At 44.2% G+C, this 19,010-nt stretch carries 18 protein-coding genes and 1 tRNA gene; 17 read left to right on the forward strand and 2 right to left on the reverse strand.

Features of this window, described 5'->3' with window-relative positions:
- The first annotated feature begins 376 nt into the window (after positions 1-376).
- The 11 genes from LZZ85_RS06645 (at position 377) to LZZ85_RS06695 (ending at position 9,646) form a co-directional block, all read left to right on the forward strand.
- A complete protein-coding gene (locus LZZ85_RS06645; protein ID WP_237869910.1) occupies positions 377-1,129 on the forward strand; it encodes a sensor histidine kinase in 753 nt (250 codons plus the stop codon).
- A 3-nt stretch (positions 1,130-1,132) separates the two neighbouring features.
- Positions 1,133-1,810, forward strand: coding sequence for a response regulator transcription factor (locus LZZ85_RS06650; protein ID WP_237869912.1), 678 nt, complete (start codon positions 1,133-1,135; stop codon positions 1,808-1,810).
- 304 nt (positions 1,811-2,114) lie between these two features.
- Positions 2,115-2,273, forward strand: a complete 159-nt coding sequence (locus LZZ85_RS06655) for a hypothetical protein (protein ID WP_237869914.1) — start codon at positions 2,115-2,117, stop codon at positions 2,271-2,273.
- 311 nt (positions 2,274-2,584) lie between these two features.
- Positions 2,585-2,658 (forward strand) — tRNA-Met (locus LZZ85_RS06660).
- Between the two features lie 134 nt (positions 2,659-2,792).
- A complete protein-coding gene (locus tag LZZ85_RS06665) occupies positions 2,793-3,281 on the forward strand; it encodes a ribonuclease H-like YkuK family protein (RefSeq protein ID WP_237869916.1) in 489 nt (162 codons plus the stop codon).
- 11 nt (positions 3,282-3,292) lie between these two features.
- Entirely contained in the window at positions 3,293-4,450 is a 1,158-nt protein-coding gene (locus LZZ85_RS06670; RefSeq protein WP_237869918.1) for an AAA family ATPase, read from the forward strand.
- A 599-nt stretch (positions 4,451-5,049) separates the two neighbouring features.
- On the forward strand, positions 5,050-5,217 hold the full coding sequence (locus LZZ85_RS06675) for a hypothetical protein (RefSeq protein ID WP_237869920.1): 168 nt from the start codon (positions 5,050-5,052) through the stop codon (positions 5,215-5,217).
- 10 nt (positions 5,218-5,227) lie between these two features.
- A complete protein-coding gene (locus tag LZZ85_RS06680) occupies positions 5,228-6,331 on the forward strand; it encodes a slipin family protein (protein WP_237869922.1) in 1,104 nt (367 codons plus the stop codon).
- 21 nt (positions 6,332-6,352) lie between these two features.
- On the forward strand, positions 6,353-7,111 hold the full coding sequence (locus tag LZZ85_RS06685) for a nucleotidyltransferase domain-containing protein (RefSeq protein WP_237869924.1): 759 nt from the start codon (positions 6,353-6,355) through the stop codon (positions 7,109-7,111).
- Positions 7,092-8,162, forward strand: a complete 1,071-nt coding sequence (locus LZZ85_RS06690) for a DNA polymerase beta superfamily protein (protein WP_237869926.1) — start codon at positions 7,092-7,094, stop codon at positions 8,160-8,162. Before LZZ85_RS06685 ends, LZZ85_RS06690 begins: the two co-directional genes overlap by 20 nt.
- 29 nt (positions 8,163-8,191) lie before the next feature.
- Positions 8,192-9,646 (forward strand): RtcB family protein, encoded by a 1,455-nt coding sequence (locus tag LZZ85_RS06695; RefSeq protein ID WP_237869928.1) that lies wholly within the window; start codon positions 8,192-8,194, stop codon positions 9,644-9,646.
- Between the two features lie 179 nt (positions 9,647-9,825).
- Here LZZ85_RS06695 and LZZ85_RS06700 read toward each other — a convergent pair whose 3' ends face one another.
- Positions 9,826-10,131 carry a hypothetical protein gene (locus tag LZZ85_RS06700; protein ID WP_237869930.1) on the reverse strand — a complete coding sequence of 102 codons (306 nt, stop codon included), beginning with the start codon at positions 10,129-10,131 and terminating at the stop codon, positions 9,826-9,828.
- A 418-nt stretch (positions 10,132-10,549) separates the two neighbouring features.
- Here LZZ85_RS06700 and LZZ85_RS06705 point away from each other — a divergent pair, with 418 nt between their 5' ends.
- Positions 10,550-10,918, forward strand: a complete 369-nt coding sequence (locus tag LZZ85_RS06705) for a hypothetical protein (RefSeq protein WP_237869932.1) — start codon at positions 10,550-10,552, stop codon at positions 10,916-10,918.
- 883 nt (positions 10,919-11,801) lie between these two features.
- Here LZZ85_RS06705 and LZZ85_RS06710 read toward each other — a convergent pair.
- A complete protein-coding gene (locus LZZ85_RS06710) occupies positions 11,802-12,944 on the reverse strand; it encodes an acyltransferase family protein (RefSeq protein ID WP_237869934.1) in 1,143 nt (380 codons plus the stop codon).
- A gap of 306 nt (positions 12,945-13,250) precedes the next feature.
- Here LZZ85_RS06710 and LZZ85_RS06715 point away from each other — a divergent pair, with 306 nt between their 5' ends.
- Genes LZZ85_RS06715 through rfbB form a run of 5 tightly spaced genes read left to right on the forward strand, consistent with a single transcriptional unit; the run spans position 13,251 to position 19,008 of the window.
- On the forward strand, positions 13,251-13,742 hold the full coding sequence (locus LZZ85_RS06715) for a UpxY family transcription antiterminator (protein WP_349291735.1): 492 nt from the start codon (positions 13,251-13,253) through the stop codon (positions 13,740-13,742).
- A gap of 25 nt (positions 13,743-13,767) precedes the next feature.
- Complete coding sequence (locus LZZ85_RS06720) at positions 13,768-14,538, forward strand: polysaccharide biosynthesis/export family protein (protein ID WP_237869938.1); 771 nt, start codon at positions 13,768-13,770, stop codon at positions 14,536-14,538.
- Between the two features lie 21 nt (positions 14,539-14,559).
- Positions 14,560-16,953 carry a GumC family protein gene (locus LZZ85_RS06725; RefSeq protein ID WP_237869940.1) on the forward strand — a complete coding sequence of 798 codons (2,394 nt, stop codon included), beginning with the start codon at positions 14,560-14,562 and terminating at the stop codon, positions 16,951-16,953.
- A gap of 17 nt (positions 16,954-16,970) precedes the next feature.
- Positions 16,971-17,921: an SDR family oxidoreductase gene (locus LZZ85_RS06730; RefSeq protein WP_237869942.1), complete on the forward strand. Its 951-nt coding sequence runs from the start codon at positions 16,971-16,973 to the stop codon at positions 17,919-17,921.
- 34 nt (positions 17,922-17,955) lie between these two features.
- Positions 17,956-19,008, forward strand: a complete 1,053-nt coding sequence (rfbB, locus tag LZZ85_RS06735; RefSeq protein WP_237869944.1) for a dTDP-glucose 4,6-dehydratase — start codon at positions 17,956-17,958, stop codon at positions 19,006-19,008.
- The last annotated feature ends 2 nt before the right edge of the window (positions 19,009-19,010 follow it).

The raw sequence follows: 19,010 nt of genomic DNA on the forward strand, positions 1-19,010 counted from the left end.
TCAAACGCAATAAAAAACTCTTCCTTGGAATCGTCAGTTCTTTTTTCGTGATCTGGTGCATTTCTACATATGCCGCACCACGTCATGTCTTTTCTCCCAACCTTTATTTCAGGATATTGTACTCCTTTGCCTTGATTTTTTTCAGTGTAACAACCTTCAATGGTCTAATTATCAATACTCGCGGGGGTATGCTGAAAAATGCGAAGCTTTGGATATGCATAGGGATTATTATTTTTTATACCTTGTTCATTATTATCTGTGCCACACAGCTGTCCGTCTTGCGCGAAAATGTAAGTAAAGACTTTCAGCGAAAATTCTATGATGTGATGGTGTTTTCCAATCTTTTTGTAAATATCTTATACGCAGGGGCCGCATTATGGATACCCAGGAGAAAAGTCTTTACAGCAGTCTTTTGATCGTAGTGATCGTGGTAGGCATTATCCTGCTCTACTTCATTATCACAATAATCCGGTATCAACGGAGAAGCCTTGTATTACACAAAGAAAAGATCCGTGCCGAGATTGACACGCTTGAAAATGAGCGAAAACGAATTGCCTCTGACCTTCATGATGAGCTCGGTCCATTGCTTTCTGCAGTCAAATTGCAGATCAATAATCTGAATTCTCAGGATTCGGAAGATAAGGTGCTCATTGAGAAATCCAGCAGGCATATAGATACGATCATTAAACGCCTTCGCGAGATTTCAAATAACCTCATGCCAAACACGCTGGTACGCAAAGGATTGATCAAGGCAATTGAAGAATTTGTACAGAGTAATACAGATACCTACAAGCTTTCCGTAAAGTTGATCATAGACGCGGAGTTCGACCTTGATCTTAACAAAGAGATCAACATTTATCGCATCGTCCAGGAGATCGTTCATAATACTGTCAAGCACGCAGAAGCATCTATGCTTGCGATCAGAATAAGCCGGGAAAATAACCTGTTTGTTCTCACGACAACAGACAATGGTATGGGATTTGATTTTTTTGCCCGGACAAAAGAACAGTCCGGTTTGGGACTTCGAAACCTTCAAAGTAGGGCAGAGATCATGGGTGGCGAGATCTCCTGCATGTCCGAAAAAGGGAAAGGAACGAGTTACATTCTGGAAATACCAGTGTCAAACTAGCTTATGAAAGTGCACGGAAACATCAGGGTGATAATTGCTGACGATCACGAAATATTTCGGGATGGTCTCAAACTCATGTTACAGCGCCAGCCGGATATCGAGCTGATCGCAGAAGCGGAAGATGGAAAGGAACTGATCGAGAAAGTAGAAGCACTCCAACCAGACGTAGTGATCACTGACGTGAAAATGCCCCGAATGGATGGAGCTTCGGCAACAAAATTTCTGACGGAAAAGTATCCCGATATAGGCATCATTGCATTGACAATGTTCGATGAAGAAGAACAGATCATAGAGATGCTTGAATCCGGCGCGAAGGGGTATCTGTTAAAAAACGCAGATAAAAATGAGATCAGAGAGGCAATTCAGTCTGTTTACGAACAAATGCCCTATTACTGCAAACATACTTCACACAGGCTGGCTCAACTGGTTGCAAAAAGCAAGTTCAATCCATACAAGCAAAAAGCAAAACTTGAATTTAGCGATCGCGAAAAGCAGATCATTACCTATATCTGCGAAGGAGTAACAAGTAAAGAGATCGCTGAAAATATCTTCCTAAGCGTCCGAACGGTAGAAGGATTGCGTATGAAGATCATGGAGAAAATGAACGCAAAGAATACTGCAGGTATCATCATCTACGCAATAAAAAATGGCCATTATTCGCCCAACGATTTGAAAGCATAACCGCACTGCTAAAATATTTTTTAAAAAAATATTAGAAAAAATTTGGTAGCATGACGAAAATACTTTCATCTTTGCATCGCAAATAACAACAACATGCAACGCATACACTCAAATATCGAAACAATAAAAGGCTTTAGTCTACTGAGCGACTATAAGGCCCGCGGAGCATGTAAAACTGTTGAATAAATTCATTAACAGCATTTGATAGAATACAAGCCCCGCAAGAGATTGCGGGGTTTTTTGTTGATAGACAGTTCGTTATTGGATAATAGTGAGGAAAGTGATTGATAACAAAAACAACACTATGGCAACGCAAAATAATAGTTATCTGTTCATGAAACGGAATGATGCACAATCATCAGCCGGATGCTATTGGTATGCAATGGTAACAGGCATTCTTATGCCCCGAATGGATGGGAGTTCAAAATATACAGGATCGGATTATTTCAATGCGGTAACATAACGTTGCTGTGTAAAGCTGAAATGAGCCCGGTCGTAAATATCGACCGGGTTTTTTGTTTTTATCAATACCCGGTGTTAAACAAAGAGAGGTATGTGATGAAATTTTTATTGATAGTACTGGCGATTCATTTCGTAGGAGAAATGATCGCTACCAAAAGAAGAAATAAGTCTGCTGAAGATGATCCCAAAGCTAGAGAGAGGTCATTGCATCCTGCAGAATTTGCATTGAGATAAGAGATTAGTTGCAGAAGGAGGAATAAGCGCTCCCCGTGAGATGCAACGGGGACGCTTTAAAAAAATGAAAAGTAGGATTGACTCGTAACTCAATTGGTCAGAGTACCGGTCCCATACACTGGGAGTTGAGAGTTCGAGCCTCTCCGGGTCAACAATCAGGATTGATAGCAGTACTAAAACTATGCATGTTGGGATCAGTACGGCTTCGATGAATTGAATCTATCAGAATAAAGATCTAAAACAGGACATGAATAAGGTAATGACATAACAAGTAAAACACGATGACATGGAACAGGATCAGCAAAAATGGAGAAAATTGGATGGCACCAGAATCATGCAACCACTCGTGGATGAGATCAGAGATGCGATCGTTCGGGAGAAAACAATGGGACATGAACTGAAGGTGTGCATCGGTACCGATAGCCAGGTAAAAGGCCGTGGGACTGAGTTTGCAACTGTTATCGTGTTTGTCAGAAAAGGTAAGGGCGGATTTATGTATATCAATGAAGCAATCAGCGGGGTTAAGATGACTGTAAAGGAGCGGATGCTTTTGGAAGTAAGTAAAAGCGTTGAGGTGGCATACGAACTGAACCGCTTATTCACTTTGTACAATGTAGACATGGAAGTACATGCCGATATCAACACCAATCCCGACTTTAAAAGTAACCATGCATTAAAAGAGGCAATGGGTTACATCACCGGAATGGGTTTTGAGTTCAAGGCAAAACCAGCGGCATTTGCAAGTTCTGCCTGTGCTAATAAAATAGTTCAATAAACGAAAAAGAAATGGAAACAGTAATAATAGCAGGAATATTCGGGATGCTGATATTTTTGATCTATTCCCCGGGAATATCAGGTTATCTCGCAAAACAATACCGGCGTATGAGGTTGAAGAGATCCGCAAGTATCTTCTTCGAGCATGGTTACCTGAACGATAATTTATTTTTCCTGCATCAATTTAAGCAAGTGCCCAATACGAGCGATATTGATGAGATAGATACTGCAAAGGCATTGCAGTACCTAAGGAATGACCATCAATCAGCGATAATCGATATCTATCAGGCTTCGTCTTTTAACAGGGACAGGAATGTACAGGAGTTTAATGATACACTGGTGATTCTGACAGGAAAAAGAATGATCACCTTTAGCGGAAATTGGGTTACGATCCTTTATACATCCCACTGCTTTCAATGGGCGGATGATTTGATCAAAACTTTGAATCAGTTTCGTCTACCGGAGAAGGAGGAAGATTTTGAGATCAATATCATCACAGCCAATTCTCGTGGGCTTGAATTAAAGCGCATGCCGATCAAGCCGACAAGGCTGGATATTGGCTTATACTATAACGATGATTTTGCAGCTATTGATGAGGTGATCAAACAACGGCTGGCAACACAGAATGATAAGGGTATTGTCTTGCTACACGGCCTCCCGGGAACAGGAAAGACCACATACCTGCGACACCTGGTCGGCACGATAAAAAAGAAAGTACTCTTTGTGTCACCGTCAGTTGCTGGTAATCTGATGAATCCGGATTTTATCGATTTGCTGATCGATAACCCTAATTCGATATTAGTGATTGAGGATGCCGAGAACATCATGATGGACCGGAAATTTAATAGTGACTCTTCGGTATCAAATCTTCTCAATATAAGCGATGGACTATTGAGTGATTGCATGAATGTGCAGGTGATCTGCACCTTTAATAGTTCGCTTAACCTGATCGATCCGGCGTTGATGAGAAAGGGGAGGTTGATCGCGAGGTATGAATTTGGAAAGCTGACCGCTGCAAAAGCACAAGCGCTTTCCCTCAGTCTGGGTTACGATTCTGCCGTGTCACAACCAATGACGCTGGCGGAAATCACCAGCCAGAATGAAGTGACAGAGATCCTTCGAAAAGTGGAAGTGATCGGCTTTCGCCGAACTGAGTCAATGATGAATTAGACATTACTTAGTATCACTCCTTAGCATAAAAGGAAGTGCTGCGGGAAAAGTTATAGCCGCGGAGTGGCCGGATTAAGCCGTCTTCGGATGGACAGAGTTTGCAGTTGCACTGAAATGATCTTTCAAAGTAAGGAAGCGCATTTATAGCCGGCCTGTTGCGAAAGCAAAGTACGGGTTCGAATCCCGTAGGGGTGATACTGAAATAACGGGATGTTTGCATCCATAAAGACTTGCCTTACGGCAAGACAGGAATTGGTTTCCCTGAGAAATAACCCGGGATGTGTGTTTCTTTAAAACACCATAGTGCGGACGCAGTAGCGATCTGTATACTGTTACTCTCAGGCAAACCTTTCCTGCCAGGATCTGTGTGTTGAAGGTTCGAATCCTTCTCAGACGAGTTCTGATAGCTCAAGGGTAGAGCAACAGTTAATTGATCGTGGGTTCGAATCCCACTCCCATAAACGGGATGGCGGAGCGGTCGAACGCAAAGCACTTGAAATGCTTCATCAAAAAAGGGAAGTACACCACTTCTGAAAAAATGGTGGATCTGGCTGATACGGCATGCCGGTTTGGAAATAAACTTTCACAAACAACCAGGGATGCACCAGTGGCTTATCGGTATCAAACATTATGAATCGCAAATGATAGATCAGGTGGTAAAATTCAACCGGCTGGATCTTTCTAAAGCTAATGATGATGTTTTGAAAAATAAGCTCCGTGTTGACAGGGTGGAATTACCGCATCAGCCATTTTTATTAACAGCTTAAAAAAAAGGATATGAAAAGAGTTAAAGTAAATGCCTACCAGGTAGGCCTCGTGTTCAAAGATGGAGGGTATCAGCGGATGCTGTTGACAGGAAAATACTGGTTCTGGAAGAATGAGGTTGTGATCGTTTATGATATTGCAAAACAATTTATCGCTCCGATAGAACTTGATATACTCTTGCAGGACAGAGTGCTGGCCGACATATTGACGATAGTGGATGTTAAAGGACACGAGATCGCGTTGCAATATCAAAACGGACTGTTGAAGGAAGTTTTAACCGCAGGACGATATGCATTCTGGAAGAGCATGAACCCGTATGAATTCATTAAAGCGGATATCAGCAAAATAGATATTCCTGAGTATATCGACCGTACTGTATTGGTATCCCGGCAGGTTACACCTTTTACAAGGTCTGTGACCATCGAAAGCCATGAAGAAGCTGTCTTATTCGTTGATGGCAAATTCGACCGGATCCTGCAAAACGGTGTCTATTACTGGTGGAATAACGCAATTCCTGTGAATGCCGCGCGCGTTGATAAAAGACAACAGCAGCTTGAGATCAATGGCCAGGAGATCCTGACCAAGGATAAAGCCGCGTTGAGGTTGAACGCATGGGCTCAGTACAAAGTGACCGATCTTCAAAAAGCCGTGCTGGATAACAAAGAATACGATAAGCAATTGTACGTATCTTTTCAGCTAGCGGTACGGGAGTATGTTGCAGGTTTTACGCTGGATGAGTTGCTGGAGAAAAAAGAAAGTATTTCAGCTTCCGTTCTGGCACAGGTAAAGGCAAAAGCGGAAAATCTTGGTGTAACCGTATTGGGATTCGGGATCAGAGATATCATCCTTCCGGGTGATGTGAAAGATATCATTAACCAGGTGTTAGTAGCTGAAAAAAGAGCACAGGCTAACAGCATCATGCGAAGGGAAGAAACGGCAAGCACAAGAAGCTTGCTGAATACTGCGAAACTAATGGAGGAGAACGCCATGTTGTGGAAGCTGAAAGAAATGGAATATGTAGAAAAGATAGCTGAAAAAGTAAGCCATATAAATCTAGGCGGAAACGGTCTGTTGGTAGAACAGTTGAAACAACTTTTTGTGGCGCCAAAAACATAACAACTTTAAGACGATTAAAAAATGGAATTGATAGCAACAGCGCTCCGGGAACTGGAGCGCTTACATGACATAACGATCCTGTATGCCTGCGAAACGGGCAGCCGGGCATGGGGATTTCCCTCGCCGGACAGTGATTATGATATACGTTTTTTGTATCGTCACTCAAAGGACTGGTATTTACATTTGGGAGATCGTAAAGATTCAATTGAGTCGATGGACGGAGACCTGGACATGACCGGTTGGGATCTTCGTAAAAGTCTCAAACTGCTGAAGAGATCGAATACAGCATTGATAGAGCGGTTTCAATCTCCGATGCAATACATGGGAGAGGCGGATTTTAAGCAGGAGTTTCACCATCTGGCAGAGCAGTATTACTCAGCAAAGGCTGTATATTTTCATCACTTTAACCAGGCCGTCAGGTTCAATGAAGAGATAGATGGTAAGAGCTCATTCAAATTGAAAAGCTATTTTTATCTGTTGCGATCATTGCTTTCCTGCAACTGGATCCTGAATGATGCGCGGATGCTGCCAATGCATATTGAAGGATTGATGATCTATCTGTCTGACAGCGATCGTGCAATGATCCGAAGGTTGATAAAGCAAAAGGCGGAATTGAATGAGTCATATCTGCATCCGGCAGATCCAGACGAACGGAGTTTAATCACCCGTTTGTTTGGAGCGGTATCTGGCAAAGGTGACCTGTTAACAGTAAACAAGGAAGATTACAAAAAACTGGATCAGTTTTTTATAAAACAACTCAATGCAACTGACAGTAGATGATATAAAGAAAAATGGGTGGCTGATCTTTGAAGCTATTGCTGGGAGCCGTTCGTACGGACTCGATACTGCCGGCTCAGACACAGATATACGGGGTGTATTCGTTTTACCCAAAGCGTTGTTCTATTCATTGGAATATACGCCGCAGGTGTCAAACGAGACAAATGATATAGTGTATTTTGAGCTGGGCCGCTTTATCGAATTGCTGGCAAAGAGTAATCCAAACATATTGGAATTGCTCGGCATCGATGAACGTTTTGTGCTGCAAAGGCACGCAGTAATGGATCGCATCGACGTACAGGCTGTACTTTCCAGGCAATGCGAGCAAACATTTGCCAATTATGCGTACACTCAGATCAGGAAGGCTCATGGGCTGGAAAAGAAGATCCTGAATCCGATGGATGGAGAGCGTAGATCGGTACTCGATTTCTGTTATGTATACATTGACGGGAAGACGGTGCCGGTTAAAGACTTTCTTTTCTTAAAAGGCTGGAAGCAGGAAGATCTGGGTCTCACTTCAGTACCGCATTTGCGGGATGGATTCAACCTGTATCACTCTGCTGATCATGTTTACCAGGGGATCGTGAGAAAAGAGGAGTCGAATGAAGTTTGCGTAAGTAATATCCCGGCAGGAGAGAGCCCGGTTGCTTTATTAAGCTTTAACAGGGACGGTTATTCTGTTCATTGCAAAAAGTTAAATGAATACCAGGAGTGGTTGCTGAAAAGAAATGAGGGTCGGTATGCCAATACATTACAACATGGCAGGAAATATGATGCGAAGAACATGATGCATGTGTTCCGCCTGTTGTTAATGGCAAAGGAGATCGCTGAAGAAAGAAAGATCAATGTGCTCCGGCCCGACAGGGAATTTCTTTTGTCGGTAAAGTCCGGGGAATTTGAATACGAAGAGTTGATCGCAAAAGCAGAGGGTCTTAAAGCCCGTCTGGCAGGTCTTTATCAGCGTTCCGGGTTGCCCGATATGCCTGACAGGGATGGATTGAATAAGTTACTGGTTGAATTAAGAGAATATTTTTATCATGGTCAGCTGATCTGAAACATCCGTTGATCATAAAAGAACTACCAATGGGAAAGTTAAAAATTGAAGGAAAAGAATTAAGAGCTATCGGTTACCCGCAAGGGCCGGTGATCAGCATAGCGATGAACGTGATGGAAAAGAATTATAAACATCACACAAAAGAAGATGCGATGGAGATTTTAAAGCAGGTGCTCGCGGCACCGGTTGAATATATGGATGATGCGGTATTGGCGTTGATTGCTGAGCAATTGATTCCAAAGGAGCCGGCCGAAGGCGCGGAGGTGTCTTTAAATCAGACCGGGGTCCGGTTTAATGTTTTCGGAGCTGAGCATATCGAACAGGGCGCTATGCATCAGATGTATACAGCAGCAAAATTGCCGGTAGCAGTTGCCGGAGCGTTGATGCCTGATGCTCATTCCGGCTATGGACTGCCGATCGGGGGAGTGCTTGCTACAGAAAATGCCGTGATCCCTTATGGCGTTGGTGTTGATATCGGATGCCGGATGTGTCTGAGCATTTTTGATATTGATCCGAAGGAACTTGTACAGAAAGAATCTTTTTATACAAGAGAACTTCATGAAGCCACTTTGTTTGGAAGCGGTGCTCAATTTAAGCAGGCGGAAAATCATGAAGTAATGGATAGCGTCGCGTTTTCCGAGCTGCCATTGCTCAAGAATCTGCACGGAAGGGCATGGAAGCAACTGGGCTCTTCTGGCTCTGGTAACCATTTCGTAGAGTTTGGTATAGTAGAGATCCCTGAAAAGGATGAAGTGCTCGGTGTGGAAGCGGGAACTTATCTGGGATTATTGTCGCATTCTGGTTCGAGAGCGCTTGGTGCGAACATTGCAAATCATTTTACCAAAATTGCAAAACAGAAAAGGCGACTGCCTGGTGAAGCTAATAACCTGGCCTGGCTGGGGATGGATGAGCAGGAAGGGATCGAATACTGGATGGCAATGAACCTGGCAGGTGATTATGCTTCTGCATGTCACCACGTGATCCATGATAAGATCGCAAAGCAACTGGGAAGAAAGCCGGTAAAACGTGTGGAAAACCACCACAATTTTGCATGGAAAGAACAATGGGAAGGCAAAGACGTCATCGTTCACCGGAAAGGCGCAACTCCCGCTGGGAAAAACGTGTTGGGGATCATTCCTGGTTCTATGACTGCCGATGGATTTATCGTGAAAGGTAAAGGGGAAATGGCTGCTGTCAACTCTGCTGCTCATGGGGCAGGGCGACTAATGAGCCGTACAAGGGCAATGCAGTCCATCACTCACAATGCATTGAAAGAGGAGTTGGCAAAACATGGAGTTAAATTACTTGGAGGAGGTCTGGATGAAGCACCATTTGCTTACAAGGATATTCATACTGTAATGAAGTCTCAACAAAACCTCGTGGATATCGTCGGAAAGTTTATTCCGAAAATTGTAAAGATGGATGGAACAGCGCCAAAACCCTGGATGAAGTCGAAGAAAGATGCTGAGGTAAGTGGAGAATAGAGATCTGTCCTGATCGTCCCTTAAAACCAGGCGCGCTTATCCTGACGGCTTTAATACTATTCTTACCGCATTATGGTAAAACAGAACGTGTAAGACAGTTGGGGAGTCAGTCGGGATAAATTGGACTTATGTTGTATGAGATTAAAAGTAAAAAGGGGGAGCCATTGCTCCCCCTTTTTTTAGCTGATATCTTCCACAGGGTCTCCTTTTCGTTGATGATATTCCTGATACAGGAAATGAACAGCTTTATAAAAAGCCATGCTGTAATCATAAAAGAATAGCATGTTGCTTCTTTCCTTGCCGTCAACTTCTTCTGATTCAAGCTTCATCGCTGCGGACAACATAAACCATAATGTTTCCTGAGCTCCTTCCTCATCAAATGCTTCAAAGAACTCGTGTAGAATTTTCCAGGCATACTTCTTCTTTTCCGTTGCCTGTAAATTTTTGTAATAGCTATGCAATGGCAATCCTTCCAGGGTATTCATATAATATTTTTTTGAATGAATAATAGGGTTGATAAAACAGTCATGTCGCCATCTGTATTAACCACTATCCCAGATAACCGGGCCCGGAGAAAATGCCCGGATCGGGAACGATCCGGCACAGGCTTTCCGGCAGACAGCTACTGTCTGACGGAAAAATCTCTCCCTTAACATAGAAAAACGTCTAAGGTGTCGGGACAATCTATACGCAAAAAATAGAGTAACCGTAAAATCCGTCTTCAAAAATGTTTTTTTCGGTCCCAATAACGGTGTAAAAGACGGACAAAATGAGGAAAACCTCGCGGTCTTCCTGCTTGTGTGAAATAGCTTGCAACGTATAGACAACAGCTGCAATTTATGATTCCTCTTATGGCTGCAGCATTTTCCTGTCTTGTTTTTTCACCGAAAAAAAATGTTTTTTATGAGAATTGTTGACCGGCTTGCTACCTACCTGGCTTTTAAGAAAATAACTGCTTATGCCTTCGAACGAAGTGTTGATGTTGCCAATGGGTATCTGAAGAAGCAATTGAAAGGGAAAGGTTCTGTGGGCTCAGAGATCCTGTACCGTATTTATCATTATTATACAGACCTTGATTTTATCTGGTTGTTGACGGGGGAGGGAGAGATGTTGCGCCCGGAGCCGGAGTTGCCAATCCCTCACTTTTCGAAAGATGAAATGATCGAACAGCTGAACGAACGCATCACTTTGCTGGAAACTTCGCTGGAAGACAAACAGAAGATCATTGACTTGTTGAATGAGAAAGGTGGGCAAGATATTCATGTCGTTTAAGTCAATGAGGGCCTACTACAGTATGTCGATGGCCGATGACCGATGACCGATGGCCGGGAATACAATGATCTATTAGGCGCAATAACTTATACCGGCAGCAATAGCTTCAAGCCTAATGCGGTCATCGACTATCGACCATCCAGTGAAATTTCGCGGAAATCCTTGAACTCACAGGTCTGCCCGGAGTTGCGGTAGCGTTTATAGTTGAGCCCGGGTCAGTGGTCCATTGTCAGTTATCGGCACAATCCCGGTATGGTTTCCGTTGGGCAAAGCATACGGTGAAAGTACATCGGATATAGAGAAACCATGGATATATGTCCCGTTAACGTCAGGAGAACATCAGGGAAACATCAGGAGAACTTCAGCTGAACTTCAGGTAATGTTCTCCTGAACTTCAGGAAAATATCAGGGAAACATCAGGGAAAGGTTCCGTGAGAGTACTGGCAATCTCCGGGCAGCGAAATTTTTTTATCTGCCCTGGAGTAGAGGATGTTTTCTGCATTGTATGATCATGTTACATGATACAAAAATCATGCGAGGAGCCAGGCCAAATTTCGCGATAAGGCTTATGCGGAAATGGGTGACCATCTTCAGCGGATCCGTCATCCCCCAGTTCTATGTCTTTCCCAATTTTATTCTGGTGTGCTGCATAAGGGTATTGCTGGATTCATTATTGGCTGGAAAGACTTCGGGCCCCGGCCCTCATTTAATTTCCGGGCTTTTTTCTCCGATGGCAGACATCGCAAACCATGAAAAAAATGCTCTGCCCCGGACTTTCTTACCGTTCTTGCCGCTTGGGGATAAACACTGCGGGCAGGGCGACAAGAGTGTTGGCCAATACAAGAGCGCCATTGTCGGCAGTCTGTCATCTGCGTTCCATGCCCTACACCTTCACATAGATCTTCTTCTTATCCATCCACCAGCAAATACTCCACATGAAGAGGATGACACATAATGCATACAGCAGAGAACCCAGTCGGGGATCTCCCGGCACATTTACCCATACTTTGGTATAGAGAAAATTCCAGGGATTCACGCCTTTATCAAGCCGGATCAATGCCAATCCTTTTGGTAAGAACGCGCTTAAAGCAAAGACAAATAATGCGTTTTTACCGAATACATCGAAGAACCTGGCGAGTGCGCCCCTGATCCCCCGCAGTTCGATCAGGTAGATCAGTGTCGCGATGGTGACCGTGGCAAGGCCGGAGGTATAGATGGTGTACGAGCTTGTCCAGATCTTTTTATTGATAGGGAATACCATATCCCAGCACCAGCCGGTGATCAGCATTGCCACGCCGGCAACAAAGAGGCCTGTGACCATTTCAAATGACTTCCCTTTCTGAATGATATAGTTTCCGACCATGTACCCCAAGATCACCTCAGTAATAGCGGGTATGGTGCTAAGCAGACCTTCCGGGTCAAAAGGAATTCCTTCCCCTTTATACATATGTGCCACATGCAGAACGCTTTTATCCAATTCAGTTCCAAACCAGCCTGTCAGGCTGTACGGATCAGCGGGGTTGCCGAGCAGGCAGAGGAGCCAGTAGAAAAGCAGGAAAAGCAGGCCTGCATAGAAAGCTTTCCGTGGTTTCAGGTAATAAACAACGACAGAGGCAAAAAAATAGCATAAAGCGATCCTTTGCAACACGCCAATGATCCTGACACCTTTTGCCGGATCTGCCGGATTTACCCAGTGGATAAAGCGCAATTCTTCATCCTGCCATCTCACAAAAGGCCACCAGTTGAGGAAAAGCCCGATCAGAAAGATGATCAGTGTTCTTTTGATCACTTTCTTCCAGAATACCGCATCGCCGGCTGCTTCCAGCTTTGGCATTACGAAGGCCATCGCATTTCCAACTGCGAAGAGAAAGAAAGGAAAGACCAGGTCTGTTGGGGTGATCCCATGCCAGGGGGCATGTTCGAGTGGTGGATAAATATGCCCCCAGCTTCCGGGATTATTGACCAGGATCATCAGGCAAACAGTAGCTCCACGAAAAACGTCGAGTGAATAGAATCGTTGATTCAAGCAGTAATTATTTTGATAAAAATAGGAAAGTTGAGTTGATACGGGCAGGATTTGAAAACGGCGGTGATGCGGGCAGTTGTTCACATAAGTTAAAATATTTATTTGTTCTATCTGAATGGTCAAATCGTTCAAAATCTGTCTTTTTTATTGATTTACCAGTCCCGTTCTCCACTATATTTGTGATAACTGCGGTAATTTTTTTAACAATTTGCCGTTTTCAGGTGCGCGAACGCGAAACATTCCTGTGGGACTGAGCAGGCGAAGCTATGCCCACACCTGTATTAGTGACGCTAAATGATTTAACCAGTGACAAGAAAATGGCTAGCGGTTTACAGCCGCCCCAGGTGGGAAAAAAAAGTCAATCAGTTGCTTTTGCAAAAAGGCCTGGAGAGTTATTGTCCTTTGAACAAAGTCAAACGGAAGTGGAGTGACCGGGTGAAGATGATCGAGGAGCCTTTGTTCAAATCCTATGTATTTGTAAAAGTGTCTGAGGAGGACCGAACAGCCGTGCGCATGACCCCGGGCGTTATCAATTTTGTATATTGGGAGGGCAAGCCTGCGGTCATAAAAGAGAAAGAGATCCAGGCCATCAAACGTTTTCTTGATGAACATGAGAATGTTGAAGTGGAATCGTTGAGCATTCAGGTGGATCAGCGGGTTAAAGTGACTACCGGCCCTCTGATGGACCAGGAAGGCAAAGTGGTCAGTGTCCAGAACAAAACAGTCAAAGTGGCAATAGACAGTCTTGGCTATGTATTGGTAGCTCATATAGACAAAGCCAAACTAACTTTTACATAAACACATTTTTTTTAAAAGAGGTTCAATGAAATTTCTTCGCTTCCCAATATTTGCTGTCATTCTTGTCTACCTGTCTTCCTGTGCATCAAATAAGTTGCCTCCAAATTATTTCCACTCTGTAACTGATACAACAGGTAAAGGAACTCCTTATCCCGAATTGGTCATTCAGAAAGATGATCAGCTATCCATCCAGGTTTACAGCAGGAGCACCAAACCCGAGGTATCGGATGTGATGTACAACTTACCCGGCGGGGCAAATGCATCGGGAGCGCAGAGCGGTTTTCTCGTTGACGTGAATGGTAACATTGAGTATCCCCGGATCGGCGTAATACACGCAGAAGGTTTGACCAAGCTTCAGCTTGCAGACCTGATCAAAAAGAAGATCAATGAAAACGATTCGGTGTTAACGAATCCATCTGTTATAGTACGCTTTATGAGCATGAGAATTACGGTTCTCGGAGAAGTGAACAGCCAGGGTCTGTTGAACTTTCCCGGCGAAAAAATAACTATTCTTCAGGCTATCGGTCTGGCAGGAGGAATAAATGATTTTGGATTGAAAGATAAAGTGAAAGTCCTGCGTGAAGTGGATGGGAAACGCCAGATCGGAGTGATCGATCTTTCCTCATCCAATGCGTTTGAATCTCCTTACTATAACCTTATGCAGAATGATGTGGTGATGGTTGAGCCGTCCTCCAGGCGACAGAAGATGGCCAATGAGGAGCTGAATCTTCGCCGTGCAAGCTTTGCTTTAAGTGCGATCACTGCGATCGCAGTGCTTTACAATATTTTCAGATAGAAGACCATCAACCTTTCCTTGATGAATCCCCAGAAGAATAAAAAGAAAAGCGAGGCGCTCGGCCTTAATGTTAAGGATGTATTTTACAAGTACGTCCGTTTTCTACCCTTTTTCCTGTTGTCTGTTGCATTGGCGTTATTAGTAGCGTTCATGTATCTCCGATATTCGACCAGCTATTACCGGACCACCGGGAGCATGAATATCAAAACAGAAGCACCACAGAGCGGAGACCGGGTTGAAACCATTTTAAGTGGCGCCAACTCAAATTCAAACCTGCAAAATGAAATTGAGGTACTGAAATCCCGGATTTTGATGACCAGGGTTGTAGATAAACTGAATCTGCAATTCAGTTACACCGTAAAGGGGAAGATCAAAGAGCTTAACGTATACCGCCAGGGGCCGTTCTTTTTACAGCCCATAAAGATCGCGGATTCATCCCGGGGGTTTACGATGCATTTTGTATTCCAGGGTGACAAGTTCCAGGTGGATCAGGGAACTGAATGGCATAATTTCCAGGAGGAGTTTAAGAATCAGTTCGGCATATTTAAACTGATTAAGACCGGCTATAGTTTTTCTGATGATGCGGAATACGCGGTAAACTGGCAGCCTACATTGAATGTAGCTTCCATTCTATCCAACACCGTCTGGATCATGCCCAAAACTCCCGGCACCAATATCCTGTCGATCAGCTATGAGACAACGAATGCCCAAGAAGCTGCGGATATTGTCAATACGCTGATGGTCGAGTATGATTCAATGACCCTTGAGCAGAATAACCACTCCACAGACCAGCGACTATCGTTTATTGATATACGTCTTAAGATCCTCGAACGGGAGCTGGACACTTTGCAGATCAGGTTTCTGCGTTACAAACAGGCTAATAACCTGATCGATGTAAATATCCAGCTGGGTGATTTCTTCGCCAAAGTAAGCGAGGCGGATAAAGCAACAGTAGAAGGGCAATTCAAACTGATGCAAGCGGAGAGTATCCAGGGATATCTCAGGGATAAAAATAACCGGTACATCCAGGTCACGCCATCATCCCTAACAATAGAAGACAGGACGCTGAATGAACTCGTGATGAACTACAACAGGCTGCAACTTCAGCGGCAGTCTTATATAGATGCGGGCATGCCGCCGGCGAACCCGGCTATCAAAGAGGTTGAAGGATCCATCGAAACGGTCCGCCAGGGGCTGGTCGAAAATCTTGACAATATCAAAAAGGCCTATCAATCCACCATAGGCAGTTGGCGCAGCAGAAGCAGGGTAGAGGAACAAAGATTGCAGTCGCTTCCATTCAAGTTGAAGGAATATGTTGAAATGGAGCGGCAGATCAATACGAAGCTTGCATTGTATACACTGATCGAAGAAAAAAGGGAAGAAGCTGCTATCGCACGGGCTTCCACTATTTCGAATTCGGAGATCATTGATCACGCGCCACTGAATGATCAGCCAGTCAAGCCTGACAGGAAAACAACCCAATTGATCGCCCTGCTGATCGGAATCGCCTTACCAGCGCTGCTGATCTTCGCCATGGAGCTGCTCAATGATAAAGTCACTACCAGAGCTGATATTGAAAATATTTCCGAAGCGCCGATCATGGGCGAAGTAGGACACTCATACGTTGCAGACACGCTCGTTGTCAATAAGTCAAGCCGGAGTATGGTGGCAGAACAGTTCAGGATCATTCGTTCAAACCTCCAGTACGTGTTAAATAAGGTGGAACGACCTGTGATCATGGTAACTTCCTCTTTCAGCGGCGAAGGAAAATCTTTTGTCAGTACCAATATGGGCGGTGTAATGGCATTGACCGGGAAAAAGACTGTTGTGCTGGAGTTTGATATCAGAAAACCAAAAATTCTATCATCGCTGGGTATGCCCAAGAGCGCGGGAATATCCAATTACCTGTTGGGTCAGGCTGCTCTGAAGGATGTAATCATACCGGTCCCAAAACAGGAAAATCTATTTGTGCTGCCATGCGGACCTATTCCTCCAAACCCATCGGAACTGCTGTTGGATGATAAGGTGGACGAAATGTTCAAATGGCTGCGCGAGAATTTTGAGGTGATCGTGATCGATACCGCACCTGTCGGAATGGTCAGTGATGCCATGACCCTTGGGAAATATGCTGACTGCACCCTCTACATCGTGCGTCAGGGACATACATATAAGAAGCAGATAGTGCTGGTTGATGAACTGTTTACAGAATCAAAGCTGCCAAAGGTATCAATCGTGATCAACGACGTAAAACTGAAGCCTGGATATGGATATTATGGATATGGCCGCTACGCATACGGCTATGGACATAAAGGGGGGAAGGATACCTATTACGAAGAGGATGAGCCCAGGACTTCAGTACTGAACCGGTTTTTAAGAAAAATTGGGGTCCGAAGATTATTTGGCAGAAAGAAGTAAACAAGAAAAACAGTATAGTGAAAATTTTAGTAACAGGAGGGGCGGGTTTTATAGGGTCTAATCTGGTAGATGCGCTGCTTAAGGATGACCGCGTAAGCCTTGTACGCGTACTTGATAACCTGGCGACCGGATCAGAGGACAACCTGAAGCATCTTGGGCATCTGCCGAAGTTTGAATTCCTGAATGGAGATATCAGGAGCATGGACGATTGTGTTCGCGCCTGCACCGGGATCGATCTGATTTCGCATCAGGCAGCCCTTGGCTCTGTCCCCCGTTCAATCGCCGATCCGCTGACAACCAATGCTGTGAACATCGGAGGAACGCTCAATATTTTCACGGCGGCTAAAGACAATGGAGTAAAGCGTATTATTTACGCCGCAAGCTCCTCTACATACGGTGATCATCCCGGTTTACCAAAAGTGGAAGACCGTATTGGTAAGCCATTGTCGCCCTATGCTGTTACCAAATACGTGAACGAACTCTACGCAGGTGTTTATGCATCATTGTACAATATCGAAATGATAGGCCTGCGCTATTTTAATATTTTCGGCCCAAGGCAAAATCCCAATGGACCATATGCTGCCGTGATCCCTTTATTTGCCAAATCATTAATTGACAATCAGGCACCGGTTATTAACGGTGATGGTAGTCATAGCCGGGACTTTACCTATGTCAGCAATGCTGTGCAAGCTAATATTGCGGCATTGTTCTCCCAGGAGCCGGAGGCGGTAAATACGGTCTATAATATTGCCTGCGGCGAACAGACCTCATTGCTGCAACTGTTCGAAAATCTGCGGGAACAGGCAGGAAGCAGCCTGCAGCCAATTCATGGGCCGGAAAGAAATGGAGATGTAAAACACAGCCTTGCGGATATTTCCAAAGCACGCAGGCTGTTGAAATATAATCCTTCCGTAAGCGTTAAAGAAGGATTGAGGCATACCTATGACTGGTATGCGGCACAAAAATAAACTCTTATCCAAAAAATACGGTTAAAGTATTCGTATGAGCAGAACTATTATCATTACAGGCGGAGCAGGCTTTATCGGCTCGCATGTTGTCCGGTTATTTGTAACAAAATATCCTGATTATAAGATCATTAATCTTGATGCGCTTACCTATGCGGGTAATCTCGAGAACCTGCGGGATATCGAGCATAATGCCAACTACCATTTTGAGAAATGTAATATCCTGGACACTGATCATCTTGAAAGGATCTTTACCCTGCATAAACCGGACGCTGTCATACATCTTGCCGCGGAAAGCCATGTAGATCGCTCTATTGCTTCCCCTCTTGATTTCGTTTATACGAATGTGATCGGTACGGTCAACCTGCTGAATACCGCAAAATATTTCTGGAAGGATGATTTCTCCGGCAAACGGTTCTATCATGTGTCCACTGATGAAGTATACGGAGCCCTTGGTGACACCGGCTTTTTCACGGAAGAAACAAGATATGACCCGCACTCACCTTACAGCGCGTCAAAAGCCGCCAGTGATCATTTTGTTCGTGCTTATCACGATACTTATGGATTGCCTGTGGTCGTCAGCAACTGTTCTAACAACTACGGCCCGAACCATTTCCCGGAAAAGCTGATCCCGCTTTTTATTAATAATGTGATCAATAAAAAACCTCTTCCGGTTTACGGAGATGGCTTGTATACCCGCGACTGGCTTTTTGTGAAAGATCATGCCATTGCTATTGACCTGGTATTTCATGAAGGCAAAAATGGAGACACCTACAATATCGGTGGGTTTAATGAATGGAAAAATATTGATCTGGTAAAACTGCTTTGCGCGCAAATGGACCAAAAACTTGGTCGTCAGCCGGGCGAAAGCGAACAGCTTATCACCTATGTTAAAGACAGACCAGGTCATGACCGCAGATATGCAATAGATGCCACTAAGATCAACAAAGAGTTAGGTTGGAAGCCAAGCGTGACATTCGAAGAAGGTTTGAAGCAGACGATCGACTGGTATTTTGATAATACGGAGTGGCTGAAAAATGTAACGTCGGGGCAGTACCAGCAGTATTATGATAATCAGTATTCAGCTTGATT

Origin of the sequence: Terrimonas ginsenosidimutans, from assembly GCF_022012415.1 — a bacterium.
GTDB lineage: Bacteria > Bacteroidota > Bacteroidia > Chitinophagales > Chitinophagaceae > Terrimonas_A > Terrimonas_A ginsenosidimutans.

Excerpts from the sequence above, each read along its gene's own strand:
- LZZ85_RS06655 (WP_237869914.1), top strand. The coding sequence starts at position 2,115 with ATGGCAACGCAAAATAATAGTTATCTGTTCATGAAACGGAATGATGCA.
- LZZ85_RS06725 (WP_237869940.1), top strand. The coding sequence starts at position 14,560 with ATGAATCCCCAGAAGAATAAAAAGAAAAGCGAGGCGCTCGGCCTTAAT.
- LZZ85_RS06720 (WP_237869938.1), top strand. The coding sequence starts at position 13,768 with ATGAAATTTCTTCGCTTCCCAATATTTGCTGTCATTCTTGTCTACCTG.
- rfbB (WP_237869944.1), top strand. The coding sequence starts at position 17,956 with ATGAGCAGAACTATTATCATTACAGGCGGAGCAGGCTTTATCGGCTCG.
- LZZ85_RS06650 (WP_237869912.1), top strand. The coding sequence starts at position 1,133 with ATGAAAGTGCACGGAAACATCAGGGTGATAATTGCTGACGATCACGAA.
- LZZ85_RS06645 (WP_237869910.1), top strand. The coding sequence starts at position 377 with ATGGATACCCAGGAGAAAAGTCTTTACAGCAGTCTTTTGATCGTAGTG.
- LZZ85_RS06705 (WP_237869932.1), top strand. The coding sequence starts at position 10,550 with ATGAGAATTGTTGACCGGCTTGCTACCTACCTGGCTTTTAAGAAAATA.
- LZZ85_RS06670 (WP_237869918.1), top strand. The coding sequence starts at position 3,293 with ATGGAAACAGTAATAATAGCAGGAATATTCGGGATGCTGATATTTTTG.
- LZZ85_RS06700 (WP_237869930.1), bottom strand. The coding sequence starts at position 10,131 with ATGAATACCCTGGAAGGATTGCCATTGCATAGCTATTACAAAAATTTA.
- LZZ85_RS06695 (WP_237869928.1), top strand. The coding sequence starts at position 8,192 with ATGGGAAAGTTAAAAATTGAAGGAAAAGAATTAAGAGCTATCGGTTAC.
- LZZ85_RS06665 (WP_237869916.1), top strand. The coding sequence starts at position 2,793 with ATGGAACAGGATCAGCAAAAATGGAGAAAATTGGATGGCACCAGAATC.
- LZZ85_RS06685 (WP_237869924.1), top strand. The coding sequence starts at position 6,353 with ATGGAATTGATAGCAACAGCGCTCCGGGAACTGGAGCGCTTACATGAC.
- LZZ85_RS06690 (WP_237869926.1), top strand. The coding sequence starts at position 7,092 with ATGCAACTGACAGTAGATGATATAAAGAAAAATGGGTGGCTGATCTTT.
- LZZ85_RS06675 (WP_237869920.1), top strand. The coding sequence starts at position 5,050 with ATGCACCAGTGGCTTATCGGTATCAAACATTATGAATCGCAAATGATA.
- LZZ85_RS06680 (WP_237869922.1), top strand. The coding sequence starts at position 5,228 with ATGAAAAGAGTTAAAGTAAATGCCTACCAGGTAGGCCTCGTGTTCAAA.